Origin of the sequence: Sabulicella rubraurantiaca, from assembly GCF_017355885.1 — a bacterium.
Lineage (GTDB): Bacteria > Pseudomonadota > Alphaproteobacteria > Acetobacterales > Acetobacteraceae > Roseococcus > Roseococcus rubraurantiacus.
This window is the reverse complement of record NZ_JAFEUU010000014.1, coordinates 74,478-99,823: the sequence shown is the minus strand read 5'-3', so window position 1 is coordinate 99,823 and position 25,346 is coordinate 74,478. Positions and strand designations below refer to the sequence as shown.

At 69.6% G+C, this 25,346-nt stretch carries 22 protein-coding genes and 1 pseudogene; 12 read left to right on the top strand and 11 right to left on the bottom strand.

Annotated features, from left to right (window positions below; all coding sequences use genetic code 11):
- Positions 1-102 precede the first annotated feature (102 nt).
- A complete protein-coding gene (locus JTJ31_RS19715) occupies positions 103-924 on the top strand; it encodes a vWA domain-containing protein (protein ID WP_207540455.1) in 822 nt (273 codons plus the stop codon).
- Between the two features lie 655 nt (positions 925-1,579).
- On the opposite strand, the gene JTJ31_RS19710 is transcribed toward JTJ31_RS19715, so the two are convergent.
- From JTJ31_RS19710 to ygfZ, 4 genes are all read right to left on the bottom strand, one after another.
- On the bottom strand, positions 1,580-2,674 hold the full coding sequence (locus tag JTJ31_RS19710; protein WP_328805779.1) for a glycosyltransferase family 4 protein: 1,095 nt from the start codon (positions 2,672-2,674) through the stop codon (positions 1,580-1,582).
- 50 nt (positions 2,675-2,724) lie between these two features.
- On the bottom strand, positions 2,725-4,002 hold the full coding sequence (locus tag JTJ31_RS19705; RefSeq protein ID WP_207540453.1) for a glycosyltransferase: 1,278 nt from the start codon (positions 4,000-4,002) through the stop codon (positions 2,725-2,727).
- Between the two features lie 314 nt (positions 4,003-4,316).
- Positions 4,317-4,769: a methyltransferase family protein gene (locus JTJ31_RS19700; protein ID WP_207540452.1), complete on the bottom strand. Its 453-nt coding sequence runs from the start codon at positions 4,767-4,769 to the stop codon at positions 4,317-4,319.
- Positions 4,762-5,562, bottom strand: coding sequence for a CAF17-like 4Fe-4S cluster assembly/insertion protein YgfZ (ygfZ, locus tag JTJ31_RS19695; RefSeq protein WP_207540451.1), 801 nt, complete (start codon positions 5,560-5,562; stop codon positions 4,762-4,764). Before ygfZ ends, JTJ31_RS19700 begins: the two co-directional genes overlap by 8 nt.
- A 64-nt stretch (positions 5,563-5,626) precedes the next feature.
- On the opposite strand from ygfZ, the gene JTJ31_RS19690 reads away from it, so the two are divergent.
- From JTJ31_RS19690 to asnB, 5 genes are read left to right on the top strand one after another with little or no spacing between them, the layout of a single operon-like run.
- A complete protein-coding gene (locus tag JTJ31_RS19690; RefSeq protein WP_207540450.1) occupies positions 5,627-6,541 on the top strand; it encodes a glycosyltransferase family 9 protein in 915 nt (304 codons plus the stop codon).
- A complete protein-coding gene (locus JTJ31_RS19685) occupies positions 6,538-7,302 on the top strand; it encodes a glycosyltransferase family 2 protein (protein WP_207540449.1) in 765 nt (254 codons plus the stop codon). The genes JTJ31_RS19690 and JTJ31_RS19685 overlap by 4 nt, the downstream gene beginning before the upstream one ends.
- A 5-nt stretch (positions 7,303-7,307) precedes the next feature.
- Positions 7,308-8,258 (top strand): glycosyltransferase, encoded by a 951-nt coding sequence (locus JTJ31_RS19680; protein ID WP_328805778.1) that lies wholly within the window; start codon positions 7,308-7,310, stop codon positions 8,256-8,258.
- Between the two features lie 14 nt (positions 8,259-8,272).
- Positions 8,273-9,274, top strand: coding sequence for a glycosyltransferase (locus JTJ31_RS19675; RefSeq protein ID WP_207540470.1), 1,002 nt, complete (start codon positions 8,273-8,275; stop codon positions 9,272-9,274).
- Complete coding sequence (asnB, locus tag JTJ31_RS19670; protein ID WP_207540447.1) at positions 9,274-11,025, top strand: asparagine synthase (glutamine-hydrolyzing); 1,752 nt, start codon at positions 9,274-9,276, stop codon at positions 11,023-11,025. Before JTJ31_RS19675 ends, asnB begins: the two co-directional genes overlap by 1 nt.
- Here asnB and JTJ31_RS19665 read toward each other — a convergent pair.
- Positions 11,013-11,849, bottom strand: a complete 837-nt coding sequence (locus JTJ31_RS19665; protein WP_207540446.1) for a 3-keto-5-aminohexanoate cleavage protein — start codon at positions 11,847-11,849, stop codon at positions 11,013-11,015. The genes asnB and JTJ31_RS19665 overlap by 13 nt on opposite strands.
- Before the next feature lie 57 nt (positions 11,850-11,906).
- Between JTJ31_RS19665 and JTJ31_RS19660 the strand changes: the two genes are divergently transcribed.
- The gene (locus JTJ31_RS19660) at positions 11,907-13,217 is read left to right on the top strand and encodes a dihydroorotase (protein ID WP_207540445.1); all 1,311 of its coding nucleotides are present in this window, start codon (positions 11,907-11,909) and stop codon (positions 13,215-13,217) included.
- A 132-nt stretch (positions 13,218-13,349) separates the two neighbouring features.
- Here the strand turns inward: JTJ31_RS19660 and JTJ31_RS19655 are convergent, their stop codons facing one another.
- Both JTJ31_RS19655 and JTJ31_RS19650 read right to left on the bottom strand, forming a co-directional pair.
- Positions 13,350-14,177, bottom strand: a complete 828-nt coding sequence (locus JTJ31_RS19655) for an FkbM family methyltransferase (RefSeq protein WP_207540444.1) — start codon at positions 14,175-14,177, stop codon at positions 13,350-13,352.
- Positions 14,178-14,380: 203 nt separating this feature from the next.
- Positions 14,381-14,725, bottom strand: coding sequence for a hypothetical protein (locus JTJ31_RS19650; RefSeq protein ID WP_207540443.1), 345 nt, complete (start codon positions 14,723-14,725; stop codon positions 14,381-14,383).
- Positions 14,726-14,789: 64 nt separating this feature from the next.
- Here JTJ31_RS19650 and JTJ31_RS19645 point away from each other — a divergent pair, with 64 nt between their 5' ends.
- From JTJ31_RS19645 to JTJ31_RS19625, 5 genes are all read left to right on the top strand, one after another.
- Positions 14,790-15,446 carry a tetratricopeptide repeat protein gene (locus JTJ31_RS19645; protein ID WP_236020447.1) on the top strand — a complete coding sequence of 219 codons (657 nt, stop codon included), beginning with the start codon at positions 14,790-14,792 and terminating at the stop codon, positions 15,444-15,446.
- Positions 15,446-16,801, top strand: a complete 1,356-nt coding sequence (locus tag JTJ31_RS19640) for an outer membrane protein assembly factor BamB family protein (protein ID WP_207540442.1) — start codon at positions 15,446-15,448, stop codon at positions 16,799-16,801. Before JTJ31_RS19645 ends, JTJ31_RS19640 begins: the two co-directional genes overlap by 1 nt.
- A gap of 1 nt (position 16,802) precedes the next feature.
- On the top strand, positions 16,803-18,158 hold the full coding sequence (gene der, locus JTJ31_RS19635; protein ID WP_207540441.1) for a ribosome biogenesis GTPase Der: 1,356 nt from the start codon (positions 16,803-16,805) through the stop codon (positions 18,156-18,158).
- A gap of 4 nt (positions 18,159-18,162) precedes the next feature.
- Entirely contained in the window at positions 18,163-18,969 is an 807-nt protein-coding gene (locus JTJ31_RS19630) for an isocitrate lyase/PEP mutase family protein (RefSeq protein ID WP_207540440.1), read from the top strand.
- Positions 18,970-19,042: 73 nt separating this feature from the next.
- On the top strand, positions 19,043-19,723 hold the full coding sequence (locus tag JTJ31_RS19625; protein WP_207540439.1) for a 3-oxoacid CoA-transferase subunit A: 681 nt from the start codon (positions 19,043-19,045) through the stop codon (positions 19,721-19,723).
- Between the two features lie 87 nt (positions 19,724-19,810).
- Here JTJ31_RS19625 and JTJ31_RS19620 read toward each other — a convergent pair.
- The 4 genes and pseudogenes from JTJ31_RS19620 to sucD form a co-directional block, all read right to left on the bottom strand.
- Positions 19,811-19,996, bottom strand: a pseudogene (locus tag JTJ31_RS19620) (hypothetical protein); the annotation flags it as partial.
- 3 nt (positions 19,997-19,999) lie between these two features.
- Positions 20,000-21,289 (bottom strand): 2-oxoglutarate dehydrogenase complex dihydrolipoyllysine-residue succinyltransferase, encoded by a 1,290-nt coding sequence (gene odhB, locus JTJ31_RS19615; protein ID WP_207540437.1) that lies wholly within the window; start codon positions 21,287-21,289, stop codon positions 20,000-20,002.
- Between the two features lie 85 nt (positions 21,290-21,374).
- Positions 21,375-24,248 (bottom strand): 2-oxoglutarate dehydrogenase E1 component, encoded by a 2,874-nt coding sequence (locus tag JTJ31_RS19610; protein WP_207540436.1) that lies wholly within the window; start codon positions 24,246-24,248, stop codon positions 21,375-21,377.
- Positions 24,249-24,448: 200 nt separating this feature from the next.
- On the bottom strand, positions 24,449-25,345 hold the full coding sequence (gene sucD, locus JTJ31_RS19605) for a succinate--CoA ligase subunit alpha (protein WP_207540435.1): 897 nt from the start codon (positions 25,343-25,345) through the stop codon (positions 24,449-24,451).
- Between the last annotated feature and the right edge of the window lies 1 nt (position 25,346).

The following is a 25,346-nucleotide window of genomic DNA, read 5'->3' as shown; positions in this document are numbered from 1 at the left end:
AGGGCAACCCAGGTGCCAAGTGGTTGAATCTATTTGGTGGCACGCTTCTTGCTGAACGAGGGCGCAACGAATCAGTTGCGGAAAGTTCAGCAGGAGGGACTAATGCGAAAGATTCTTGCGGCGCCTCTCGCGGCGCTCGCATGCCTGATTGCAAGTGTTTCCAACGCAGCGCCCATCCGCACGGACATCGTGTTCGTGGTCGACGAGTCCGGCAGCATGGGCGGCGTCCAAGCGAACCTGCGCAACAACATCGCCGCGTTCGCCAACATCTTGTCGGCAGGTGGCGTGGACGCCCGCTACGCACTGGTCGGCTATGGCGACAGCAACGTCGTGCCTCGGCTGATCTCGAATGTCACCGACGCCAGCAGCTTCGCAACGGCTGCCCAGGGCCTGCGCACCAACGGCGGCACCGAGCCCGGCTACTCGGCCATCGCCTTCGCGCTGAATGGCCTGGACAACCAATCGTCCACCCTGAACTTCCGCGCGAACTCGCTCACCAACATCATCCTGATCACGGATGAGCCAAGCATCGGTGATGCGTGCACCGTCTCCCGGCCGCTCTGCGTCAACGCCGCCGCGGTGACGGCCGCCGTGGCCGACAGCCTGCTGAAGAGCCGCCAGGCGCTGCTGAACTCCGTCCTCTCGAACTCGGACACCATTGCCGCGTACGGCAACCTGACCACCAGCAATGGCGGGCAGGTGTTCGACCTGAGCCAGTTCGGTTCTCCGAACCAGCAGGTGGTGCAGCAATTCGTCACGACCTTCGCCAACGCCAAGCTGCAGGAGATCGTGGATACCTGCCAGACCAATCCCAACCTGCCTGGCTGCAATCCGAACGGCACCCCGGTCCCGGCTCCCGGCGGCCTGCTGCTGCTGATCGGTGGCCTCGCAGGGCTGGGCGCCGCTCGCCGATTCGCGGCCTGAGAAGAGCGGAACTCTCCCGTAGCGGGCCGGCACGCCCGGCCCGCTACATTCATGTTGTCCAGGACTGGGTTCAGCAGTCCCTATAGCCCTTCCCGAAGCGGGCACATGGATGTGGTACCCCGCAATCCCCGGCAAAGAACCAGCGCTGCCTGCGGCCAACCAGACCTTGGATACAGATCAAAAGAGGAGCTTCGGCATCTCCGATAGGGAGAGCGGCGGACAACCAATCCCAACGCTCCTTTCTCAGGAGTGTCTTTATCAGCCCTCGAGGCAGGGAGGCATGTACTCCAGAACTGTCTTGAAGGGTCTGGGCGCCGGGCGCTGCGCTCTTCTTTGACACTCGCCTCTTGCCGCAGATGAACAGACCTGGGCACGACTGTGCGGCTCTCCGCTGCGTCCCTGCAAAGCTCTTTCCGCAGCCGAGACCAATCCTACCTGTCGCGTCGGACGAGATGCTTTGCCACCACCCTAGGCTTGAGCGGTGACTTTCCCGCACCGAGCCTCGGGACCATGGCGCCTCCTTCACTCCGCTGATCGCGGGTGACCCATCGGCGGGAGCGTCGAGACGCGGATCCCAGATCGAGACCCGCGAACACAGGGCATCGGCCTACGAAGAAGCGCGCTTGTGAGGTTGGGGCTGGCTCAGCCAAAGCCCTCATACCAGACGCGCATCAAGTTCATTCTTTTCTTCGGGCGACCGGATGGCTGAGGATGACCTCGCCGCCTCATCCAGAGTTGCACCCCATGCCTCGAGCGATCGTTCCTGATCGAAGTTCTCCTCGGCATGCCTCCGGTTGGTGACGCCAAGACGTAGGCGCATCCCTTCATCCCTCGCCAAGTTGGCAAGAGCACGCGCTATCGCGTCCGCGCTCTTTGGCACGACGAAGGGGAGGTTTTCCTCAGGAAGCATGAGCCGAACATCGCCCACGTCAGTGGACACGACAGGAAGGCCCGAAGCCATCGCCTCCAGGACGCTCAATGGCATCTGCTCCGTGTCTGAGCTCACCGCGAAGATGTCGAAGCGGGCGTAGTGCTCCTCGGGGCGCGCTGTCGGCCCCGTGAACGTGACGTCTTCTGACACGCCCAGTTTCTGGGCGGCTGCCTGCAAGCTGCCGAGCTCACCTCCGCCACCGACGATCACCAGCTTCGCCTGCCATCCATCCCGGAGGAGACGAAATGCCTTGAGAAGGCGGTGGATGTTCTTCTCGGGGCGGAGCGCCGCGACCGTGCCGATGGTGAGGGGGCTTCCTGCGCTACGTCCGCTGGGCCGGAAACGCGCAAGGTCGACGCCATTGGGAATGCGCCTCAGGCGCTGCGGCGCGACACCCCAGCTCCCCGTTGCCATGCGCTCCAGGCCGTGGCTTGGCACCACCACCATGCTGCGACGGAGCGCAAGGCGCCTTCCCCAGATCCGCCGCCAGTGCTGCCGGCCCATCTCATCTGGCCCCAGCCCCTCCTCGACGTGGATGTGGGGAACGAGGGGGAGGAGATTGGCCATGGCCCATTCGATGGACCCCCAATTCGTCGTCACCATCACGGAGGGCGCGAGGTCGCGGATTACCCGTCGGCATGTCGGCAGGTTGGAGAAGATGCGCCCCTTGGGCAGGCGGATTTCAGGGAAGGAAACCGACAGGGAGGGGGACAGATTCTCCCGGCAGGCCAAGTTGCCATCCAGAGAAAGGATGGCGTGCCGCCACCGCGGGCCGAAGCGGTTGGCAAGAGAGGCGAAGCGGATCTGCGCCCCTCCCACCGCGAAGGTTGGAAAGACATGCAGCAGCAGTGGCGGCACCGATCTATCTCCTAGATGGCCGCGAAGGCGTGAGTGGCGTGGCGTCGCGCCGCGTCAGGCCAGGAGAACTGTTCAGCCCAGGCGCGCGTCCGCTGCCGGTCGCGCCGGTGGCCCAGCAACTCGCGCACGCCTTCGACGACAGCGGCAGAAGAGCGGTCCGCCAGCAGCACACCGGCGTGCCAATCCTGCACCGCCTCCGGCGAGCCCCAGACCGGCGTGGCGGCGACAGGCGTCCCGCAGGCCATGGCCTCGACGAGCACGTTGGCAAGCCCCTCGCGGTCGGAACAGAGGACGAGCGCATCCGCCGCGCCCATGAGACCAGCAAGGGTCCCCTGGTTCACGTTCCCGACGAAGCGCACCCGGTCAGCGACGCCCATTCGTTCAGCGCGCTGGCGGAGAGCGCTGTCCAGCGGGCCGCTTCCCGCAATCACGAGGTCGACGCCCGGCAAGTTGCGCATCGCGTCAATGACGAAGCCGTGCCCCTTCCTTTCAATGAGATGGCCGACGGAAAGCAGCGTCGGGCGCTCGAACTTGAGATTCCGCCGGAGCTCGGCACGGTCCGAAGGCGGATGAAACAGGTCGAGGTCGACCCCGTGGAGGATGACATCGGTCTTGTCGCGTTCGATGCCGAGCTCGACGAGGCGATCCGCCAGTGCGCGGCAAACGCAGGTCACCGCGACGGACTGCCGCACGGCCCAGAGCACCTGCGGCCTCACGGTCGCGAAGGTGGGAAGCAGGTTCACGTCGGTTCCAAAAGCGGTCAGCAGCAAGGGCCGGCGCATGGCCTTGGCAATGAGGGCTGCAGCGACGCCGTCTGGATACAGGTAATAGGCGTCGATGACATCGAAATCGAAGCCCTCGGCACGAATGCGCCGGATCTCGGGAAGAAGCGCCGCCGCCATCAACGCTGGGGCAACGGTCATCCCGATCTTGGGAATCACCGGATAGCGGGGATGACGCGTCTGGATGCCGCTGGGAGCGCTCTTCGAAGGCACATCCACATAGGCGCCATACCGCTCAATCCGCCTCATGGCGCTGGGAAGAAAGGGCACCGGCGCCACCATCCTCACCTCGACCCCCGGAACCTTCGCAAGGTGTGCGAGCCGATGCTGAAGGAAGATGCCGTGCGTCGGCTGGATGGGATTGGGAAAAAGACTGGAGAAAGACAGGATTTTTAGAGGGCGAGAGCTGTCTCGCTTCCTCAGGAGGCCGGGTACCGCCTCCTGCGTAGAAAGCGCCAACTCCTTGGTTTGACCAGCATTTTCGGGACGCGGAACAACGTACTCCATGTGGGCTCCTCATGGTTGTGAACCAAGCTCCCCCCATCCACATGGATTAACATTGGCTACAATGTTAGACAAAGAGTATATTTTTGCGGGAGGATGCAACCAACATCCCATATTGTCAGACTCAGTGACAAGCCCGACATAAGGACCGCTGCCTGACGGGTTTGGGGAGGCAAAAGGCTGGAGCGCCTTGTCAGCAGGCGAGAGCTGGCCTTGCGCACGGACATGGCCGGTTTGCCGGCCCAAACCCTCTGGCCAGTCGACCAGAAGTTCAACCATGGCCGCAAACGCGACGGATCAAAGGCTGAGCGGAACCCTCAGATCCAGCGCCGGACCTTGGCGGCATAGGGCGGATACGAAGCCGGGAAGCGCCCGCGCAGATACGCCTCCTCCTTGCGCACCGCCGCGCGGTCTAGCCACAGGAAGGCGAGCAGCAAGGCCAGCCAGCCCCAGCCCTGACCCCACCACAGCGCCATCCCGGCGGCGATGCCGAGGAAGCCCAGATAGATCGGGTTGCGGCCGAAGCGGAACGGGCCTTTGCCCACGAATTGCGTGTCCGGGGTGAAGGGACGCGGATCGGTCCCGGCCCGACGCATCACCGCCAGCGCCCAGAACACCCAGGCCAGGGACAGGATCGCAAGCGTGATTCCCGCCCCCGCCAAGGGACGATGGACGGGCAGAGGCACCGCCCATCCGGCCAAGTAGGCCAGGAGCAGCAGCCCACCCACCACCAGGGGCGGCGGCGGCCAGACCCCCGGTCCCTCACGCATCGGCAGCTTCGGGCAGGCGCATCCACGCGGGGATCTCGGGGTGCAGCACGGCATCGTCGCATCGCAGCGCTCCCTCCCCTCGCAGCGCCGCGAGGCGCAGCACCGCCATGCCGCGCCCCCCCTGGCCAGAGCGCATCTCGCCCACCTCCTGCCCCTCGCGCAGCACCGGCGTGCCGCGCGGCGGCAGCGCACCGTCGATGCGGACGGGAACGAGGCGGCGCTTCACCAGGCCGCGATAGCGGGTGCGTGCCGTCAGCTCCTGGCCCATGTAGCAGCCCTTGGTCCACGACACGCCGTGGAGTTCGTCGAACCCGGCTTCCAGCAGGATGGACTGCCCCTCCTCCAGGTCGCGCGAGCCGCCGGGCAGGCCGAGACGCAGCCGGTGCGCCTCGTAATCCGCGCCATCCGGCTCAGGCGGTGCAGCCGACAGGAGGCGCCACCCCGCTTCGGGCAGGCGCGGATCGGCGAAGGCGCCGGGCGGGGGCGGCACCTCCCAGCCCGCCGTGACGGAAAGCTCCGGCCGCGCCCGCATCGCCACCTTGGAGCGGAGGCGAAAGCGCATCAGCCGGGCCTGCACGGAAGCGACCTGGGCCGCCTCCACGTCCAGCAGCAGCGTGTCTTCTGATGGCACCACGAAGAAATCCGCCTGCCACTTGCCCTGGGGCGTCAGCAGCGCCGCCCAGACCGGCGCTCCCGTCGCCACGTCATTGCTGACGAGACCCTGGAGGAAGGCGATCCGGTCCTCGCCGGAGAGTTCGAGGACGGCACGGTCGGAAAGGTGGGCGACAGGCATGGGAAGGATGTGGCGGGGCTGGCGGGGGGGTTCAACCGGGGGAGGCCGTGGTAAGGGATGCGCCGTGCGCATCCTCTTCGTATCCTCCACCCGCATCGGCGACGCGGTGCTGTCTACCGGGCTGCTCGACCACCTGATGCGCGTGCATCCGGAGGCGCGCTTCACCGTGGCCTGCGGCGTGGTGGCGGAAGGGGTGTTCGCGCGCATGCCCCGGCTCGAACGACTGATCCTCCTGGAAAAGAAGCGCTGGTCCCTCCACTGGCTCGGGCTGTGGCGCGAGGTGGCGGGGACACACTGGGACTTGGTGGTGGATCTGCGTGGTTCCGCCCTCGCCTGGACGCTGCTGGCGCGGCGGCGCGCGGTGATGCGCGGCGGGCGGCGGGAGGGGCACCGGCTCCTGCACCTCGCCGCTGCCCTGGGCGTGCACCCCGCGCCGCGCCCGGTGGCCTGGTGGAACGACGAGGATTCCTCGCGCGCCGAGGCGCTGCTGCCCGGCACGAACTGGCTGCTGCTCGGCCCCACCGCGAATTGGAGCACCAAGACCTGGCCGGCTGAGCGCTTCGTCGCCGTGGCGGAGGCGCTCACCGCACCGGGCGGGACGCTCGCCGGTGCGCGCATCGCCATCCTGGGAGGGCCGGGCGCGGGAGAGCGCGCGGCCGCCGACCCGGTTCTCCAGGCCCTGCCGGATGCGGTGGACCTCGTCGGGCAATTGACCTTGCCCGAGGCCGCCGCCGCCCTGTCGCGCGCCGCGCTCTTCATCGGCAATGATAGCGGGCTGATGCATCTCGCCGCCGCCACGGGCGCGCCGACGCTGGGCCTATTCGGCCCGACGCCCGCGAGCGAATACGCCCCTGTGGGGACAAGGGCGCGTGCCGTGCTGGCCAAGGGTCCGCCGGGCGCCACGCCCATGCAGCGCCTCTCCGTCGCGCAGGTGCTGCACGCAGCGGGCGCGCTGCTGGCGAAGGAAGCCGTGCCATGAGGCTCTCTGCCCTGGTCGTCGCGCGCAACGAGGAGGCGCGCCTGCCCGACTGCCTTTCCACCCTCGGCTTCGCGGATGAGGTCGTGGTGGTGCTGGACCGCTCAACGGATGGCAGCGCCGCCATCGCCCGGGCGCAGGGCGCGCGCGTGCTGGAAGGCGCATGGGAGCTGGAGGGCGACCGGCGCAATGCCGGTATCGCTGCCTGCGAGGGCGAGTGGATCCTGGAGGTGGACGCCGATGAACGCGTGCCGCCCGATCTGGGCGCCGAGATCCGCCGTGTCATCGCATCCAGCCCGCATGGCTTTCACAGGGTGCGGATCGACAACTACGTGGGCGGACGGCTGATCCGCCATGGCTGGGGCGGAAGCTTCGGCACCACGCTGAAGCCCATCCTGTTCCGGCGCGGCGCCAAGCACTGGCGGGCGCAGCGCGTCCATCCCGGCCTCGACTGGAACGGCACGGAGGGCGAGCGCATCGAGGCGCACGGCATCCGGCACGAGCTGGACCGCGACATCTCCGACATGCTCAAGCGCCTGGACCGGTATTCCAGCGCCAAGGCGGCCGACCTCCTGGCCTCGGGCAACATCGGCACGCTGCCGGACAATGTCCGCCGCTTCGTCAGCCGCACGATCAAGTGCTACGTGGGCCGCAAGGGTTACCGGGAAGGAGGCTGGGGCCTCCTCATCGCACTCTGCGCCGGGCTGTTTCCGCTGCTGTCGCACCTCAAGGCGCGTCTGGAGCCGGAAAGGCATCGTCCTTGAGGATCGTGCTGGCCAATGAAGGGCCACGCATCACCGCCGACGCCGTCACGGAACGTCCGCTGGGCGGGGTGGAAACCGCCTTCTCCCTGCTGGCCGAGGCGTTCCGGCGGCGCGGCCACGAGCTGACGCTGCATTTCGAGGGCGAGGCGACGCCGATGCCTGCCAGCGCCGACCTCGTGGTGACGGCGCGGGTGCCGCGACTGTTCCGGACCCTGCCGCGCGGAAGGCGCGTGCTGTGGCTGCACAACCCGGCGGGCTACCTGCGGAAGCCGCGCCATGCCTGGCCGCTGCTGCTGACGCGACCCGTGCTGGTGACGCTTGGCCCCAGCCACGCCGCGACGCTGCCTTCCTGGCTGCCCGGGCGGCGCGTCTCCATCCCCCTCGCCCTCGCGCCGCCCTTCGACAGGCCCGCGCCCGAGCGCGCCCCGCCGCCTCCGGTTGCCGTCTTCACCTCCTCCCCACTGCGAGGCCTCGCCGAGTTGGCGGCGCTGTGGCCGCGCATCGGCATCGGCGAGTTCCGCGCTTATTCGGGCGCCGCGACCTATGGCGGCGATGCCCGGCTTGCCGCCCGCGCCGCCCCTGCGCTGGAGGCGGCGCGCGAAGCCGGGCTGCAGCTGCTGTCCCCCCTACCCCGCCCCGCGCTGCGCGAGGCGCTGCTGGGCGCACGCGTCATGCTCTACCCCGGCGATGCGGGCGAGACCTTCTGCCTCGCCCTCGCCGAGGCCCAAGCCATGGGCCTGCCCTGCGTGGTCATGGATCGGGGCGCGGTAGCGGAGCGGGTGGAGGATGGCGTCACGGGCGTGGTGGCGCGCGACGCGGAAGGTTTCGTCGCGGCGGCGCGGCGCCTGCTCTCCGACGACGCGGCTTGGCTTGCCATGCATCGCGCCGCCCTCCGGCACGGCCCCGGCCCCTCCTGGGACGAGGTCGCCGCGCGCTTCGAGGCGCTGGCCGCGTGAGGCTCGCCAATCTCATGGCCGGGGCGAAGATGGGGGGCGCGGAGCGCTTCTTCGAGCGGCTGAGCCTTGCCCTGCCGCGCGCGGGGGTTGAGGTGCTACCAGTGATCCGTCGCGACGCGGAACGCGCCGCGCGCCTCGCCGCCTTGAAGCCTGTGCAGCTGGGCTTCGGCGGGCCGTTGGATCTCCTGACGCGACCGCGCCTGCGGCGCGTCCTGCGCGAATGGCGGCCGGATGTGGTGATGGCCTGGATGAACCGCGCCGCTCGTCACGCGCCGGCCGGAGACTGGGTGCTGGTGGGGCGGCTGGGCGGGTATTACGACCTTCGCCACTACCGGCGCTGCGACCACCTCGTCGCCAACACGCACGACCTCGTGCGCTGGATCGTCTCCCAGGGCTGGCCGAGGGAGCGCGTGCATCACCTGCCGAACTTCGCCACGGACTATGCCGGCGCCGCCCCCGCCTCGCTGCCCGGAAACCCGCCGCGCCTGCTCGGTCTCGGGCGGCTCCATCGCAACAAGGGCTTCGACGTTCTCATCCGAGCGATGGCCCTGCTTCCCGATGCGACCCTGGTGATTGCCGGCGAAGGGCCGGAGCGCGCGGCACTCGAAGCTCTCACGCGCGAATGCGGAGTGGAAGGGCGTGTCCACCTGCCCGGCTGGCGCGACGACGTGGGGGCGCTGCTCGCTGCCTCGGATGTCTTCGTTTCCTCCTCGCGCCACGAGCCCCTGGGCAACATGGTGCTGGAGGCCTGGGGGGCGGGGCGCCCGGTGGTGGCCGCCGCGGCCCAGGGCCCGAGCGAGCTGATCCGCGACGGGGAGACGGGAATCCTTGTCCCCATCGAAAGCCCCGAGGCCCTGGCGCGCGGCATCGCCGAGGTGCTGGCCTCGCCCGCTCGCGCCGCCGCCCTGGCCGCCGCCGGCCGCGCTGCCTTCGAGGCGGACCACGCCGAGGCCCCCGTGCTTTCCCTGTGGCGCGATCTCCTGCACAAGGTCGCCCCCATGGCGGGTCGTTCCTGATGTGCGGGCTGGCGGGTCTGGCGCTGCGGGCCGGGGAGAATCCAGGCCCTCAGGTGCTGGAGGCGCTGACGGGCGCCCTCGCGCATCGCGGCCCCGACGGGCAGGGCTGCCACGTCGCCGGCAATGCCGCCCTGACCCATGCGCGGCTTTCCATCATCGACCTCGAAACCGGGCAGCAGCCCCTGCTGGCCGGTGGGGCGGCGCTGGTCGCCAATGGCGAGATCTACAACTACCGCGAATTGCGCGACGCGCACGGGCTGTCCTGCCTCACCGCCTCGGATTGCGAGCCGCCGCTGCACCTGTATCGCCGCGACGGGCTGGGCTTCGTCGAGGGGTTGCGCGGCATGTACGCCATCGCCCTGCACGACCGCGCGCATCGCCGGATGGTGCTGGCGCGCGACCCCTTCGGCATCAAGCCGCTCTACGTGGCTGAGGTGCCGGGCGGCCTCGCCTTTGCCTCGGAGATGCAGGCGCTGGTGGCGGCCGGCCTCGTCGCACCGCGCGTGCGGGAAGAGGCGCGGGACGAGCTGCTGCAGCTGCAGTTCACCACCGGCGCGGAGACGATCCTTTCGGGCATCACTCGCCTGCTGCCCGGGGAGAGCCTCACGATCGCCGATGGCCGCGTGACCGAGCGCCGGCGCCGCGCCGCCCTGCCCGAAGGCGGGCCGGAGGCGATCGGCGAGGAGGAGGCGATCGCCCGCTTCGACGCCGCCTTCGAGGAAAGCGTCTCGCTGCATCAGCGTTCCGACGTGCCCTATGGGCTGTTTCTTTCGGGCGGGACGGATAGCGCCGCCGTGCTGGCGATGATGGCACGGCTGAACGAGAATCCCGTGACCGCCTTCACGGCCGGCTTCGACGTGAAGGGCGCGGCCGACGAGCGCGAGGCCGCGCGCCGCGCCGCCCAGGCTGCCGGCGCTCGCCACGTGGAGGTGGAGGTGACCGAGGTGATGGTTCTGCGCCACCTGCCGGAGATCGTCGCCTGCATGGACGACCCGGCCGCGGACTACGCCATCATTCCCTCCTGGTTCCTCGCCCGACGCGCACGCGAAGAGGTGAAGGTGGTGCTTTCCGGCGAGGGCGGGGATGAGATGCTGGGCGGCTACGGCCGCTACCGCGCCGCCATGCGTCCCTGGTGGCGCTGGGGCCGCGCCATGCGCTCGCGCGGCGCCTTCGACCGGCTGGGCGTCCTGCGCGAGGAACCGCCTTCCTGGCGCGACGGCATCGCGGCGGCGGAAGCCGAGGCGGCCGAGGGCGGGCGCACGCGGCTGCAGGCGGCGCAGGCGCTGGATGTGGCGGATTGGCTGCCCAATGACCTGCTGCTGAAGCTGGATCGCTGCCTGATGGCGTACGGCGTCGAGGGCCGGACTCCCTTCCTTGATCCCGGCATGGCCGAAGCCTGCTTCCGCCTGCCCGACTCGCTGAAGGTGCGTCGCGGTCAGGGCAAGTGGCTGCTGCGCGAGTGGTTGAACCGGCGCTTCCCGGCCAGCGAGCCCTTCCGCCCCAAGCAGGGCTTCACCGTGCCGGTCGGCGCCTGGATCGCCGCCCATGCCGAGCGCCTGGGCCCCATGGTGGCGCGGCAGGAATGCATCGCCGAAATCTGCCGCCCCGGACGGGTGGAGGCGCTGTTCCGCGCCGCTTCCGGCAAGCGCGAAGGCGCGGCGTCCTGGCACCTCCTCTTCTACGCGCTGTGGCACCGCCGCCATGTCGAGGGCGTCCCGGCGGAAGGCAGCGTCTTCGATTATCTGGGCTGAAGCGCCGCGCGGATCTCCTTCGGCGTGGCCAAGCGGCGGGCGTGGCGCGCGGCGGCGCGGGTCAGCGCAGCGTTGTTCGCCTCCGTGCCGAGCGGCGCGTCCTCCAGCCCCGCGCGCAGCCCGCCACCGCGCGAGGCGGCGTGTTCCAGCAGCGGCGAAAGATCCACGTCGAGCCCCGCCACCATCCAGGGCGCGCCGGGATCGCATTCTGCCAGCAGCGCGAGATGCGCGTCCAGGAAGCGAGGGCGCGGCGGGAAGCCCCAGAGGAAGCGGTCGCTGAACATGAAGCGATAAATTGGCGTCGGCATCCCCGCCTGCCGCGCCAGCGCGGCCCCGGCGCGGGTGAAGCCCGGCTCGTAGATCGCATAGCCCGGATGGAGGCGCTGCTCGGCGCAGAACGTGGCCATGGGCCCCAGCTCGCGCGGCGGGTTGCGATACACCGTGCCGCGCCCCGGGCTGCCCGCCGCGGAAAGGTTCACGCTGCCCGGATCCAGCACCGTCCATTCCAGCAGGCCGCGCGTGGCGAGTTCGCGAATATGCGCGAAGCGGTCCGGCGCGTGCGTCGCCTCGCCCGGGACGGTGGGGTAGAGGATGGCGTCGGTGCGGGCGCGCAGACCTTCGATGATGCGGGCATAGATCTGCCAGTCATCGCGCTGCTCGCCGGTCGTTTCGTCATAGGCATGGAAGTGCAGGATGGCGGCACCTTCGGCGGAAGCGGCCGCGCCTTCCTCCACGATCTCAGCGACCGTGACGGGGATCCGGGGCTGGCGCTCGCGTGTCCAGGCGCCATTCAGCGCGCATTCGAGCCAGGTGGGCTGGGCCAATGGATTTTTCCTCCTGTCCGGCGCAGTTTACGCCCGACTTGCCGGGAGAATGCCACTTTGTTCGACTTGATCCTTCGCGGCGGAAAGGCCGTGCTGCCCTGGGGCATCGAGGCGCTGGACGTCGGCGTGCGCGACGGACACATCGCCGCGATGGGCGACCTTCGCACCGCCGAGGCGCGGGAAGTGGTGGATTGCAAGGGGCTGCACATGCTGCCCGGGCTGGTGGACGCGCATGTCCACCTGCGTGAGCCGGGCGACGCGGCGGTCGAGACGATCGGCACCGGCACCAAGGCGGCGGTGCTGGGCGGGCTGACCGCCGTGTTCGACATGCCCAACACCAGCCCCTCCATCACCGACTCCACACAGATCGCGTGGAAGCGCGCGCGCGTGGAGGAAACGGCGTGGTGTGACCTCGGAATCTATGTCGGCGCGACGCGGCGCAACATCGCCGAGCTCGCCGCGCTGGAGGTCGAGGAGAATGTCTGCGCCATCAAGGTCTTCGCCGGCTCCTCGACGGGCGACCTGATGATCGAGGACGATGCGGGGCTGGAGGCGGTGATGCGCTCGGGTCGCCGGCGCATCGCCTACCATTCGGAGGATGAGTACCGGCTGCGCGAGCGCAAGCCGAACTATCAGTCCGGCATGCCGCACCGCATGCACGCGGAGTGGCGCGACGTGGAATGCGCCTTTCTCGGCACGCGGCGTCTGATGGCCCTGGCTCGCAAGACCGGCCGCCCGGCGCATATCCTGCACGTGAGCACGGCGGAGGAGCTGGAATACCTCGCCGATTACCGGGACATCTGCACCGTGGAGGTGCTGATGAACCACCTCACCCAGACGGACGAAGCCTATGACCGACTGGGCGGCTACGCGGTGATGAACCCGCCCATCCGCGACAAGCGCCACCTGGAAGCCGCCTGGGCCGCGGTGCGCGACGGGCGGGTGGACGTGGTGGGCAGCGACCACGCCCCGCATTCCCGCGCGGCGAAGGAGCGCCCCTGGCCGGATTGCGCGGCGGGGCTGACCGGCGTGCAGACCATCGTCCCCATCATGCTGGACCACGTGAGCAATGGCCGCCTGTCGCTGATGCGGCTGGTGGACCTGATGTGCGCCGGCCCGGCCCGGGTCTATGGCGTGGTGAACAAGGGGCGTCTGGCCGTAGGCTACGACGCGGACTTCACGCTGGTGGACATGGCGAAGAGCCGGGTGATCGAGGAAAGCTGGATCGCCTCGCCCTGCGGCTGGACGCCCTTCGCCGGGCATCGCTGCCAGGGCTGGCCAGTGGGCACGATCGTGCGCGGCCATGTGGTGATGCGCGAGGATGAGGTGCTGGGAACGCCGGTCGGCCGCCCCGTCGCCTTCCGCTGAGGGGCGGGACGCCCCTCCCCCGCCCACCGGCCGCAACGCGGCCGGCGCGCGGCTCGGAACCGCCGAACCAGCGCACCTCGTCTGAGGCGCGCAAGCCAAGCGGCCGGAGGCCGCGCCCGGCGTCTGAGGGCACTAAATAGGCCTTGCGATCAGGTTGTGGTTCACGAAGATCTCGCAGCGCTTCACGCTGTAGGGGTCGAGCGGCATCTCGCCGCCATTCAGGCAAAGCCGCGAGATCCGGTAGCCGGGAAGCGCATCGAAGAAGTCGCGCATCGTCACCCCGGTTGCGATGTTGGCGCCGATGAACTCGAACTGGATCACGCGGAAGCGCCGACGGGCGATGCTCTCACGCGCGCCGCGCAGGACGTGCAGGTCGTGGCCTTCCGTGTCCACCTTCAGGAAAGCCACGTCCCCTATTCCTTGTGCGTCCAGGAAGTGGTCCAGCGTCGTGGCGACGACGGGATGCTCCACCACTTCCGATTCGTAGAGCGCGACCGAATCGCGCGACAGGCTTGCCTGGGTCGAACCATCGGCGGATGCGAAGTCGAACAGGCTTGCTTCCCCAACCGTGTCGCCAAGCGCCGCCGCATGGATCTCCACCCCAGCCCCGGCGAGGCGGTCCTCCAGCGTGGCGCGGGTGGCAGGGTGGGGCTCGAAGGCCAGGATGCGCGCCTGAGGAGCCAGGCGACGCAGGGCAATGGCATAGGCCCCGGTGTTGGCGCCCACGTCGAGCGCCGTGCCCTCGCCAATTTCCGGTGCGATCCGCGCGAGGAAGGCTTCCTCCGCTGCGGACAGGCCGTGGCGACCCCGGAAGTTGATGGCGATGCCGTTGCAACGCAGGGCGAAATCATAGGCAGCGCGACCGAACCACGCCATGGAGGGCCGGTTCAGCAACCAGAAGACCGGATAGGCCACGCGCGCCAGTAAGTCACGACCTCGGCTCGGCTGCCAGCGCGCCACGGTCGTCCTGGATGCGTGCTGCATAAGCAGAAAACCCCCGTATGACTAAGAGAATAAAGCAAGTTTGACACGACAGGAAGGCTGTGTTGATCCGTCCTTCAGACGGGCAGCATCCGTGCCGTGGCCATCCAGTTCAACCCACATCGTCGAAGCCCCGCCATACCGAACGCCGGCCATCCGATTCCGGTCTTGCTCGCCTGTCCTTACTGGGCGGAAAGAGGGGGCGTGTCGGCCACGCCGCGCGGCTGCGGGATGGCGGCCGGCCGGGTCACCCAGCAATCCACCGAGCCCAGCGACCGGGTGCAATAGGGGATGTGTCTCGCCACCTCCTCGCGCGACGCGCAGTAGGACAGGCGGCGGTCCAGCCGCACCACGGAGCAGTCAAGTCCCGTCACCCCGCTCACCACGAGGTCGGGCACGGTGCGGCCTGTGACCATCAACGCAGCGACGTTCACCCCCACCGTGGCGACGGCGGCTGGGCCATCGCATCCGGGGAGGAGAAGCAGGAGGAGGAAGGGCAGGATGGAAGGGCGCACCCGGGCAGCCAAGCGCCCTGCGCCTTAACGGGGCGCGAACATGCTGCTAGACCCTCGCCTTCTTGCAGCGGGACGGATGGCATTGCCGGATCTGGTTGACGAGGTTGACGAGGAACTGCGGGCTGAACGCGCCCAGCGTCTCGCGCAGCGCTTCGGCGGCGCCCTGACCGGGCTCGCGCTGATCGTGCTCGCCGGCGTGGGCGGCTGGGAAGGCTGGAAGTGGTGGGAAGCCCGCCAAGCCAGCATCGCGGCCGGGCAGTTCCTGCAGGCCGCGGAAGCCGCCTCGGCCGAGAATGCGGACCTCGCCGCCGTCGCCCAGCGCTTCGGCGCCGTCGCAGCAGAGGCGCCCACGGGCTATCGCACCCTGGCGCGGCTGCGCGAGGCCGCCCTGCTGGCCGAATCCGGCAATCGCGAGGGCGCGCTGGCCGCCTGGGATGCGCTGTCGCGCGACACGGCGGTGGAAGAACTCTATCGCGACCTCGCCACGGTGATGTGGGCGCTGCATTCGGTGGATTCGGCCGAGCCCGGTTCGGTGGAGTCGCGCCTCCTCCCCCTCGCGGCCGATGGGGCGCCCTGGCGCGCATCGGCACGGGAGGTGCTGGCGTTGCTCGCCATCCGGCGCGGCAACACGGAGCAGGCCCGACGCTCGCTCGAGGCCATCCTGTCGGACCAGGCAGCGCCGCAGGGCGTGCGCGACCGTGCCGGGCGGCTGCTCGGAGGATTGGGAAGCTGATGACACACGCAATGGGCCGCCGCGCCGCGCTCCTCGCCGGGGCCGGTCTTCTCCTCAGCGGCTGCGAAACCACGCAGGACTTGGTCGATCGTGTGGTCGGCAGCAGCAAGACCCCCCTGCCCGGCGAGCGCATCCCCATCCTTTCCGCCGAGCGCGGCGTCGAGGTGGATCGCGAGGCGTCGGGTCGCCCCCTCGTGCTGCCTCCCGCACAGCTCAATACCGACTGGGCGGTGGCAGGCGGCCCGCTGGGCCACAATCCCGGCCACCTGTCTCTGCCCAGCCCACTGGGTCAGGTCTGGACCAGCTCAATCGGCACCGGCACAGCCTATCGCCGCCGCCTGACCTGCCCGCCGCTGGTGGTGGGCAACACGGTCTTCGCAGCGGATGCCTTCGGCTGGATCACGGCGCTGGACACGGCGCGCGGTGCGCGCCGCTGGCAGACGGACAGCCGCCCCCGGCGCGACCGTGACGGCGCGTTGGGCGGGGCCATCGCATTCGCGGACGGCACGCTCTTCGTCGCCACCGGCCTGTCCGAGATCATGGCCCTCGACCCCGAGACGGGCAGCATCCGCTGGCGCGAGCCGCTGCCCGCCCCGGCGCGCGGCGGCATCACCGTGGCAGGCGGTCGCATCCTCGTCCTGACGGTGGAAGGGCACCTGATCGGGCTGGCAGCGGAAAATGGCCAGCAGGCCTGGACCTTCCGCTCCTCCCCGGTGCAGGCCCTGCCGCTCGGCCTGCCGGCCCCGGCAGTGGACGGCGACGTGGCGGTGGCGGGCTTCGCCTCCGGCGAACTGGTCGCGCTGCGCGTCGCCGATGGGCGCGTGCAGTGGAGCGAAAGCCTCGGCACCTCGCGCAACAGCCTGTCGCTGGCCGAGCTGAGCGCCATCACCGCCATGCCGGTGATCGACAATGGGCGCGTCTACGCGGTCGGTCTGGGCGGCAGCACGGTCGCCATCGACCTGCGATCCGGTCGCCGGGTGTGGGAGCGCGATCTGGGCGGCGGGGCGACCCCGGCCGTCGCGGGGGACTGGGTCTTCGTCCTGTCCAGCCGTTCGGAACTGGCCGCGATCGGCCGCGCCGACGGACGCATCCGCTGGATCAGCCCCCTGCCCGGCTTCGAGGACGAGGCGCGGCGCCGCCGGCCGATCACCTGGGCGCCGCCCGTGCTGGGGGGCGGGCGCATCCTCGTCGCAGGCAGCCACGGCCAGATGGTCGAGGTGGAGCCGGGCTCGGGCCAGATCACGCAGCGCACGCGCATCGCGGGCGGGACGACGCTGCAGCCGGCCATCGCCAACAACAGCCTCTACCTGCTGACGGACGGCGGCGACGTCGCCGCGATGCGCGGGGTGGGGTGAGGTGAGCGCCCTTCCGGTCGTCGCGATCCTCGGACGGCCGAATGTCGGCAAGTCCTCCCTGTTCAACCGCCTTGCCGGGCGGCGCCTCGCCATCGTGGACGACACGCCGGGCGTGACGCGCGACCGCAAGGAGGTGGAGGCCGAGATCGCCGGGCGGCCCGTGCTGCTGGTGGACACGGCGGGGCTGGAGGAAGCGGCGCCCGAGACGCTGTTCGGCCGCATGCGCGCCAGCAGCGAGGCGGCGCTGGAGCGGGCCGATGTCGCCGTCTTCGTGGTGGATGCGCGCGCGGGCATCACCCCCTCCGATCGCGCCTTCGCCAATTGGCTGCGCCGGGCGCGGCGTCCCGTCATCCTGGTCGCCAACAAGGCGGAGGGACGCGGCGGCGCGGCGGCGGCGATGGAAGCCTTCGAGCTTGGCCTGGGCGAGCCCATCGCCGTTTCCGCCGAGCATGGCGACGGCATCATGGGGCTGATGCTGGCGATCGGCGAGCACCTGCCCGAACTCCCGCCCGAGGAGGAGGACGAGGGCGAGGAAGGCGCAGAGAAGCCGCTGCGCCTCGCCATCCTCGGCCGGCCCAATGCCGGCAAGTCCACCTTGCTGAACCAGCTTCTCGGCGAGGAGCGGATGATCACCGGACCGGAGCCCGGGCTGACGCGCGACGCCGTCTCGGCCATGTGGCACGACGCGGTCGGCCCCGTGCGTCTCGTGGACACGGCGGGGATGCGCAAGCGCGCCCGAGTCACCCAGAAGTTGGAGGAGCTCTCCGTCGCCTCCTCCATCGCCGCGCTGCGTGAGGCGGAGGTGGTGGTGCTGGTGCTCGATGCCCTTCTCGGCCTGGAGGAGCAGGATATCCGCATCGCCCGCCTCGCCGAGCGCGAGGGGCGCGCCGTGGTGATCGCGCTGAACAAGTGGGACGCGGTGGAGGATCGTGCGGCAGCCAAGGCGGCGCTGGACGACGTGCTGGAGGCTTCGCTGTCGCAGCTTCGCGGCATCGAGGTGGTGCCGCTCTCCGCCGCCACCGGACGCGGCGTGGACCGGCTGATGCCGGCCGTGCGTCGCACGCATGAACGCTGGAACCGCCGCGTCGGCACCGGCGCGCTGAATCGCTGGTTCGGCACGATGCTGGAACGGCACCAGCCGCCGCTGGTGGATGGGCGGCGCCTCAAGCTGCGCTACGCGACCATGCCCAAGGCACGCCCGCCCACGCTGGTGATCTTCGGGACGCGCGCGGAACTCCTGCCGCAGGATTACCGCCGCTATCTGCTGAACGGGTTCCGCGAGGAGTTCGACATGCCAGGCGTGCCGATCCGCCTGCAGCTTCGCGGCACGGAGAATCCCTACGCCGAAGAGGAGTGAGTCGATGTCCGAAGGATTCGAGCGCTTCCGCGCCCTGCATGAAAGCGGCTGCTTCGTCATGCCGAATCCTTGGGATGGCGGCTCCGCCGTCTTGATGGCCCGGGAAGGCTTCCCGGCCCTCGCCTCCACCTCGGCTGGCATTGCCTGGGCGATGGGACGGCTGGATGGCTTGGCCGCCGTGTCGCGTGAGGAGGCCATCGCCAACGCCGCGATGATCACCCGCCTCACGGGGCTGCCGGTGAATGGCGACCTGGAGGACGGGTTCGGCCCCGCGCCGGAGGATTGCATCGCGACGGTGGAAGCAGCGATCGAGGCCGGCCTCGCCGGGCTGGGCATCGAGGACACGACTGCCAATCCCGAGGCGCCCATCCATCCCTTCGACGCGGCGGTGCGCCGCATCGAAGCCGCTGCCAAGGCAGCGAAGGGGCGCATCGTGCTGACCGGACGCACCGACAACTTCCTGCACGGGCGGAATGACCTCGACGATACGATCCGCCGCCTCCAGGCCTTCGCCGAGGCGGGGGCGGATGTGCTCTACGCCCCGGGCCTGCCGGACATGGACAGCATCCGCGCGGTGGTGCGCGCCGTTTCGCCCAAGCCGGTGAATGTGGTGATAGGCCCGCGCTCCGGGCTCGTGCCGCTTTCGGTGCTGGCCGAGGCAGGAGTGCGGCGCGTCTCCATCGGCGGCGGAAACTATCGTCACGCGATGGGCGCGGTCGTCGCCGCCTCGCGCGCGCTGATGCAGGGCGACCTCGCGGTGCTGAACGGCGTGCCGACGGGCGCGGAGATCTCGGCGCTGCTGCGACGCTGAGGCCGGACCCTTGCCGCCCCGGCAGGCGTGGCGCAACTTGCGCGCCTCGCCGGGAGGAAAGGGGAATCGCCGCGTGATCAACAAGATCGTCCAGTCCGTCGCCGATGCGCTGGCCGGGGTGAAGGATGGCTCCACCGTCCTGATCGGCGGCTTCGGCTCCGTGGGCCAGCCTGATGCGCTGATCGAGGGGCTGATCGAGCAGGGCGCGACCGACCTTGTCTGCGTCGCCAACAATGCCGGCGCTGGGCGAGTCGGCCTCGCGCGGCTGATGGAGCTGGGGCGCGTCCGCAAGATCATCTGCTCCTTCCCGCGCTCCCAGGGCTCCGTCGTCTTCGAGGAGCTGTACCGCGAGGGGAAGATCGAGCTGGAGATCGTTCCCCAGGGCACGCTGGCCGAGCGGATGCGCGCCGCGGGCGCCGGCATCCCGGCCTTCTTCACCGCCACCTCGGTCGGCACGCTGCTGGCGAAGGGCAAGGAGGAGAGGGAGTTCGACGGGCGCCGCTACGTGATGGAGCACGCGCTGAAGGGCGATGTCGCGCTGGTGGAGGCCTGGGAGGGCGACCGCTGGGGCAACCTGACCTACCGGGAGTCGGGACGGAACTTCAACCCGGTCATGGCGATGGCCGCTGAGATGACGGTCGCCCAGGTGCAGCACATCCGCGAGCTGGGCGAGCTGGACCCGGAGAAGGTGGCGACGCCCGGCCTCTTCGTGAACCGCGTGGTGCGGGTGGACCGGGGCGCGCCCTGGGTCTGACATGAAAAAGGCGGGGGAGTTCCCTCCCCCGCCCTGGGTTTCGCTTCAGAACTCGCGCCGCGGCGGGCGCCGGTCGCGCGGGGGCGGCGGCGGGGCCGACAGCTCCGCCTCCAGCTCCTTGATCTTGTTCTTCACGCTTTCGCGCAGCGCGGGCGTGGCGTGGGGCTTCATGCCCGCCAGCACCTCCTTCAGGTCGCGCAGCTGCTTCTCCTTCTCCGCGCGCGAGCGGGAGATGGGGCGGTTGTCGGAAAGCTGGCCTTCGCGGGAACGCATGGCTCAGACCGACAGCAGCAGGCGGCGCGGGTCCTCGATCGCTTCCTTCACGCGAACGAGGAAGGAGACGGCCTCCTTCCCGTCCACGATCCGGTGATCGTAGGACAGGGCTAGGTACATCATCGGACGGATCTCCACCTTTCCACCGACCACCATCGGGCGCTCCTGGATCTTGTGCATGCCCAGGATGCCCGATTGGGGCGGGTTGAGGATAGGTGTGGACATCAGCGAGCCGTAGATGCCGCCATTGGTGATGGTGAAGGAGCCGCCCGCCATCTCCTCCAGCTTCAGCTGGCCATCACGCACGCGCTTGCCGAAATCGGCGATGCCCTTCTCGATCTCGGCGAAGCCGAGGTCCTGCGCGTTGCGCAGCACCGGCACGACGAGGCCGTTCGGCCCGCCGACCGCGATGCCCATGTGGACGAAGTTCTTGTAGATGATCTCGTCGCCCTCGATCTCCGCGTTCACGGCGGGGAATTCCTGCAGGGCGGCGACGCAGGCCTTCACGAAGAAGCTCATGAAGCCGAGCTTCGTGCCGTGCCGCTTCTCGAAATGGTCCTTGTACTCGGCGCGCAGGCCCATCACCGCGCCCATGTCCACCTCGTTGAAGGTGGTGAGCATGGCGGCGGTGTTCTGCGCCTCCTTCAGGCGGCGGGCGATGGTGACGCGCAGACGCGTCATCTTCACCCGCTCCTCGCCGCCTTCCAGCGCGCGGGCGGGGGCCTTGGCGGCGGCGGGGGCGCTGGCAGGCGCGGCGGCCGGGCGCTGGAGGAAGTCCAGCACGTCGCCCTTCGCGATGCGGCCGCCCTTGGCGCTGCCCTGCCCGATCTGCTCGGCCGAGATGCTGTTCTCCGCCATCATCTTGGCGGCGGCGGGGAGCGGCGCGCTGTGCGACACGGCGGCGGAGACGGAACCGCCCCCGGTGCCTGCGGGCTTGGCCGCGGCATTGCCCGGCGCGGGAGCCGAGGCAGGCGCCGGCGCATTGCCGGCCGCGTTGGGCGGCGGCGCCGGGTTCGGGTCGGAAGGCTTGGACGGCGCGGCAGCCGCCGCGCCGGAACCGGCGGCGACGGTGCCCAGCACGGCGCCCGGCTCCACCTCGGCGCCTTCCTGCACCGCGATCGCCTCCAGGACGCCGGCGGAGGGCGCGTTCACCTCCACCGTCACCTTATCCGTCTCGAGCTCCACAAGCGGCTCGTCGGCCTTCACCGCCTCCCCGGCCTTCTTCAGCCAGCGCGCCACGGTCGCGCTGCTTACGCTTTCGCCCAGGGTGGGCACGAGGATTTCGGTCGCCATCGTCCTGTCTGCCTTTTTCGCGCCCGGCGGCGCGCCGCTTGGAGGCGGGGACGCATGGTCCCCGTCGCTGGAATTCACGGGGTGATTACAACCCCAGCGCCTGCTTCACCAGGGCATCCTGCTCCTGCTGGTGAACCTTGGCGAGGCCGGTGGCGGGGCTCGCCGCCTCCTCTCGCCCGACATAGACCGGGCGCTGCGCCTTGCCGCCGAGCCCGACCAGCACCTTCTCGATCTTGCGGTCGAGGAAGTGCCAGGCGCCCATGTTCTCCGGCTCCTCCTGGCACCACACCACCTCGGCGTTGCGGTACGGGGCGAGGATCGGGGGCAGGCTCTTCACCGGGAAGGGGTAGAGCTGCTCCATCCGGATGATGGCGACGTCGTTGACGCCTTTGTCGCGTCGCTCCTGCAGCAGGTCGTAATAAACCTTGCCGGTGCAGAGCACGACACGGCGCACCTGCGAGTCGGGAACCAGCGCGTCCACCTCGGGAATGACGTGGCGGAAGGAGCTGCCAGGCCCGAAATCGGCGAGCGAGGACACGGCCAGCTTGTGGCGCAGCAGCGACTTCGGCGTCATCACCACCAGCGGCTTGCGGTAATTCGCCTTCAGCTGGCGGCGCAGCGCGTGGAAGTAGTTGGCCGGCGTGGTGAAGTTGCAGACGCGCATGTTCCGCTCGGCGCAAAGCTGGAGGTAGCGCTCCAACCGGGCCGAGGAGTGCTCCGGCCCCTGCCCTTCATAGCCGTGCGGCAGCAGCATCACGAGGCCGGACATGCGCAGCCACTTCGTTTCAGCGCTGGCGATGAACTGGTCGATGATGACCTGCGCGCCATTGGCAAAGTCGCCGAACTGCGCCTCCCACAGCACCAGCGTGTTGGGATCGGCGAGGGAGTAGCCGTAGTCGAAGCCCAGCACGCCGAACTCGGAAAGGAGGGAGTTGAAGGCCTCGAACTTCGCCTGGCCCTCGCGGATCTGGTTCAGCGGCGTGTATTCGCGCTGAGTGCGCTGATCCACCAGCACGGCATGGCGGTGGGAGAAGGTGCCGCGCTGCACGTCCTCGCCGGACAGGCGGACGCGATGCCCCTCCAGCAGCAGGGTTCCGAAGGCCAGCGCTTCGCCGGTCGCCCAGTCGATGCCCTCGCCGCCCTCGATGGCCTGCTTCTTGGCCTCCATCTGTCGGGCGATCTTCGGGTTGACGTTGAAATCCTCGGGCACGCGCGAAAGGGCGGTGCCCACCTCGCGCAGCGTGTCGAGCGGAAGCGAGGTGGCGTGGTCCAGCTCCCCATCCCCGCCCTTGGGCTGCAGCCCGGCCCAGTGGCCTTCCAGCCAGTCGGCCTTGTTGGGCTTGAAGGCGTTGGCGGCCTGGAAGGCATCCTCCAGCGTCGCGTTGAACCCGTCGAGCAGCCCCTGCGCCTCCTCGGCCGGGATGCTGCCCTCGCTGGCCAGACGCTCGGCGTAGAGGGTGCGCGTCGTCCGCATCTGGCGGATGCGGCTGTACATGTTCGGCTGGGTGAAGGCCGGCTCGTCGCTCTCGTTGTGGCCGTGGCGGCGGTAGCAGACGATGTCCAGCACCACGTCGGCGCGGAAGCGCATCCGGAACTCGGCGCAGAGCCGCGCCGTCCAGACCACCGCCTCCGGGTCGTCGCCGTTCACGTGGATGATGGGCGCCTGCACGGATTTGGCGATGTCGGTGCAGTACAGGCCGCTATAGGCGTGGACCGGAACGGTGGTGAACCCGATCTGGTTGTTGGTGACGATGTGCACCGTCCCGCCCGTGCGGTAGCCGACGAGCTGCGACATGGCCATCGTCTCGTAGACGACGCCCTGGCCGGCAAAGGCCGCGTCGCCATGCAGCAGGATGCCCATGACGGAGGAGCGCTCGATCGTGTCGCCCGACATGTCCTGGCGCGCGCGCACCTTGCCGACGACCACAGGGTCCACGGCTTCCAGGTGGGACGGGTTGGGTTGCAGGGAGAGGTGCACCATCCGGCCGCCAATCTCGATGTCGGTCGAGGTGCCGAGGTGGTACTTCACGTCGCCCGAGCCCTGGACGTCGTCGGGCATGAAGGAGCCGCCCTTGAACTCGGAGAAGACCTGCGCGTAGGGCTTCTTCACCACGTTCACGAGCATGTTCAGCCGGCCGCGATGCGCCATGCCGATGGCGATCTCGCTCACGCCGAGCGCGGCCGTGGTCTCGATCACCGCCTGCACGGCGGGGATGGTGCTCTCGCCGCCCTCCAGGCCGAAGCGCTTGGTGCCGACATACTTCTTGGCGCAGAAGGCCTCCCAGCCCTCGGCCTCGGTCAGCTCCTTCAGGATCTTGCGCTTGTCATCCTTGCTGAAGGCGCTGGCCCAGGGCGCGCCCTCCAGCTTCTGCTGGATCCAGGACTTCTGGCCGGGATCCTGGATGTGCATGAACTCGGCGCCGATTGGGCCGCAATAGGTGGCGCGCAGCCGCTCCATGATCTCGCGCACCGTGGCCGTCTCCAGCCCCAGCACGTTGTCGATGAAGATGCGGCGGTCGAGATCGGCCTCCTCGAAGCCCCAGAAGGTGGGGGACAGCTCCGGGTGCGGGGCGGGCTGCTGCAGCCCCAGCGGGTCCAGCCGCGCCTCCAGGTGGCCGCGCACCCGGTAGGAGCGGATGAGCATGAGGGCGCGAAGGGAGTCCAGCGCGGCCTTGCGGATCGCCTCCGGGTCGGCGGCGCGCGCCTCGCCGGGCTTGCCGCCCTTGGGGGCCGGCTTGGCCTCTTCCGCCGGGGCGAAGCCGCCGCGGGGCCGCGGCGCCCAGGAGGCGCCCATCGCGTCCGTCAGCACGGCGCGGGCATCGTCGTTCAGCGCGGCGAAGAGTTCCGCGAAGGAGGGGTCCACGCTGTCAGGCTTCTCCACCCACCTTGCGTAGGTGTCGGCGAGATAGGCGGCATTCGCCCCGTTCATCGCACTCGCGAGGATGTCCACACCGGCCATTCTTGTCCTCCCAGCACGCGTTTCGGCGGCCGGTCCTTCTTCATGCAGCATGCTTCGCCGCAGGACGGAGCCTGCGGCGGGATGGGTTAACATAGCGATGATGGGGGTATGGCGGCATCCCCCCTCCCGCATGGGAGAGGGGGAAAAATGGCCGTGCTGCGCTGCAAAAACGCGTTGCAGCCGCCTTCAGGCGGGCTGAATCAGCCCTTCAGCGCCCGGACCATGGTCGAGCCGAGGCTCGCCGGGCTGTCGGCGACGTGGATGCCGGCGGACTTCATCGCCTCCATCTTCGCTTCCGCCGTGTCCTTGCCACCCGATATCACGGCGCCGGCATGGCCCATGCGGCGGCCCGGGGGCGCCGTGGCGCCGGCGATGAAGCCGACCACGGGCTTGTTCGGCTTGCCGGGGCCGAAATTCTCCCGCGCCAGGAACTCCGCCGCGAGGATCTCGGACTGGCCGCCGATCTCGCCGATCATGATCAGCGACTTCGTCTCGTCGTCCTTGAGGAACAGCTCCAGCACATCGACGAAGTCCATGCCCTTCACCGGGTCGCCGCCGATGCCGACGCAGGAGGACTGGCCGAGCCCGGCGGCGGTGGTCTGGGCCACTGCCTCATAGGTCAGCGTGCCCGACCGGGACACGATGCCGACCGAGCCGCGGCGGTGGATGTGCCCGGGCATGATGCCGATCTTGCACGCCTCGGGCGTGATGACGCCGGGGCAGTTCGGGCCAACCAGGATGGACTTGGAACCCTGCAGCGCGCGCTTCACCCGCACCATGTCGAGGACGGGGATGCCCTCGGTGATGCAGATGATCAGCGGGATCTCAGCGTCGATCGCCTCCATGATGGAGTCGGCGGCGAAGGCGGCCGGGACGTAGATCACGGAGGCGTCGGCGCCGGTCTTCTCGCGGCATTCGGCCACCGTGTTGAAGACGGGCAGGTTCAGCGTGGGGTGCATCGTGCCCCCCTTGCCCGGCGTGACACCGCCCACGTAGTTCGAGCCATAGGCGATGCCCTGGCTGGCGTGGAAGGTGCCCTGGGCCCCGGTGAAGCCCTGGGTCATGACCTTCGTGTTCTGGTCGACGAGAATGGCCATG

What these genes read in the sequence shown, in the direction of transcription:
- JTJ31_RS19715 (WP_207540455.1), top strand. Translation starts at nt 103, where the DNA reads ATGCGAAAGATTCTTGCGGCGCCTCTCGCGGCGCTCGCATGCCTGATT.
- JTJ31_RS19705 (WP_207540453.1), bottom strand. Translation starts at nt 4,002, where the DNA reads ATGGAGTACGTTGTTCCGCGTCCCGAAAATGCTGGTCAAACCAAGGAG.
- JTJ31_RS19700 (WP_207540452.1), bottom strand. Translation starts at nt 4,769, where the DNA reads ATGCGTGAGGGACCGGGGGTCTGGCCGCCGCCGCCCCTGGTGGTGGGT.
- ygfZ (WP_207540451.1), bottom strand. Translation starts at nt 5,562, where the DNA reads ATGCCTGTCGCCCACCTTTCCGACCGTGCCGTCCTCGAACTCTCCGGC.
- JTJ31_RS19685 (WP_207540449.1), top strand. Translation starts at nt 6,538, where the DNA reads ATGAGGCTCTCTGCCCTGGTCGTCGCGCGCAACGAGGAGGCGCGCCTG.
- JTJ31_RS19675 (WP_207540470.1), top strand. Translation starts at nt 8,273, where the DNA reads ATGGCCGGGGCGAAGATGGGGGGCGCGGAGCGCTTCTTCGAGCGGCTG.
- asnB (WP_207540447.1), top strand. Translation starts at nt 9,274, where the DNA reads ATGTGCGGGCTGGCGGGTCTGGCGCTGCGGGCCGGGGAGAATCCAGGC.
- JTJ31_RS19645 (WP_236020447.1), top strand. Translation starts at nt 14,790, where the DNA reads ATGGCATTGCCGGATCTGGTTGACGAGGTTGACGAGGAACTGCGGGCT.
- JTJ31_RS19640 (WP_207540442.1), top strand. Translation starts at nt 15,446, where the DNA reads ATGACACACGCAATGGGCCGCCGCGCCGCGCTCCTCGCCGGGGCCGGT.
- JTJ31_RS19630 (WP_207540440.1), top strand. Translation starts at nt 18,163, where the DNA reads ATGTCCGAAGGATTCGAGCGCTTCCGCGCCCTGCATGAAAGCGGCTGC.
- odhB (WP_207540437.1), bottom strand. Translation starts at nt 21,289, where the DNA reads ATGGCGACCGAAATCCTCGTGCCCACCCTGGGCGAAAGCGTAAGCAGC.
- JTJ31_RS19610 (WP_207540436.1), bottom strand. Translation starts at nt 24,248, where the DNA reads ATGGCCGGTGTGGACATCCTCGCGAGTGCGATGAACGGGGCGAATGCC.
- sucD (WP_207540435.1), bottom strand. Translation starts at nt 25,345, where the DNA reads ATGGCCATTCTCGTCGACCAGAACACGAAGGTCATGACCCAGGGCTTC.